The following is a 1647-nucleotide window of genomic DNA, read 5'->3' as shown; positions in this document are numbered from 1 at the left end:
CACCTACGTTTCCGCCAAATGCAGTAGTAAGAGGAGATTTCTTATATCTAAGAGATGTTGATGGAAATCAAATTCCAGGAAGAACAGTAAGTGATGGAGATGAAATTACAGTTTTATTTATAAGTAATGAAAAAAATATAGTATTAGTTCAATATCCAACAAGTTCTGGATATAGACAAGGATATGTAACAAATGCAAGAAGCATAATAAAATACAAAGATGATTATTCATGGGTAAATGGTTCAACACCTGAGCCAGTATATGACTTTGATAAAACAACACAAATAGGAACATTAGATCCAAGAGAAAGAGCCGTAGTTCTTTATAAAGTAGATGGAATGACATATGTTGCTTATGATACAGGAAAAGGTAAGCTTACTAAATCCGGATTAGTTCATTATGAAGGAGCTGGTAGTTCTACTGGAGGCGGAAGTTTTAATGGAGTAGCACCAGGAGAGGTTGTACCAGGTGGATTCACATATGAAAACAATGCAGAGGTAGTTGGTGATGAACTATATCTAAGAGATGCAAATGGTAATAGAATACCAGGTAGAAGTGTAAGTGTAGGAGATAAGATAACTGTTTTAGATGTTAGTTATAGCAGGCAATTAGTTTTAGTACAGTATCCAGCTGGCAATGTAGTAAGACAGGGTTATGTAACAAATGCAACTAACTTAATAAGGTACTTTAATCAAAGTATGTGGCACAATGGAAGTACACCAGAGGAAGTATTAGATGAAAATGGTGGACATTTAGGATCATTAGATCCATATGAATCAGCAACACCACTATATAAGAAAAATGGAATGACACATGTTGTTTATAATACATCAAAAGGACCTAACACAAAGTCAGGTTATGTAAAATATGAAGGTTCAGCAGCTACTAGAGTGGATATACCTAGACCATCAATAACAAATGCACAAAAAATAGTATATGGAACAAGTGGAAGAGGAAGAGAATTAGCAGCTTATAAAGTTGGTAATGGAGCTAATTCATTGATATATGTATGTGCAATACACGGATGGGAAGATCACTGGGCAGCAGATGGTATTGAGTTAACTAGAATAGGTAATGGACTTATAGAGCACTTCCAAAATGCAGGAACAAACAATTGGTCACTATATATAATTCCAGTAGCAAATCCAGATGGATTATCAGAAGGATATACAAATAATGGGCCAGGAAGATGTACTATAGTAGGTGCAGTAGATTGTAATAGAGATTTCCCAATAGGATTTACACCATATGGAGATTCAAGACATTGGACAAATAAAGAGCCGTTAAGTGTACCAGAATCAAGAAGTTTACGTGACTTTATAAGTGAAATAAAAGGAAAGACATCAGGTTCAACATACTTAATAGATATGCACGGATGGGAAGATAAGACAATAGGAGATTCACATATATCAAGAGCATTCCAAAATCAATTTGGATTTGTAAATGGATGTTATGATGGAGTATATCAAGGAGGATTCTTAATATCATGGGCAAATTCAATAGGAGTAAGAGCAGCGTTAATAGAATTACCACAATCATGTTATAGTCATTCAGATGCTGTTAATGGAAGATATCTACAAAAAGCTATAAATGCAGTAACAAATCTAATAGGGGGTTCTGGCGGTAGTTCATTAGGAGGAAGTACAG

The 1647-nt window shown here is 34.9% G+C and carries 1 protein-coding gene; it reads left to right on the top strand.

Annotated features, from left to right (window positions below):
* Positions 1-1647, top strand: a 1647-nt coding sequence (locus EII23_RS11815) for a M14 family zinc carboxypeptidase (protein WP_221620405.1), incomplete at both ends; no start/stop codon positions are given.

The organism is Desulfovibrio sp. OH1186_COT-070 (assembly GCF_003860215.1).
Lineage (GTDB): Bacteria > Desulfobacterota > Desulfovibrionia > Desulfovibrionales > Desulfovibrionaceae > Desulfovibrio.
This window is presented reverse-complemented; position numbering and strand designations above follow the sequence as displayed.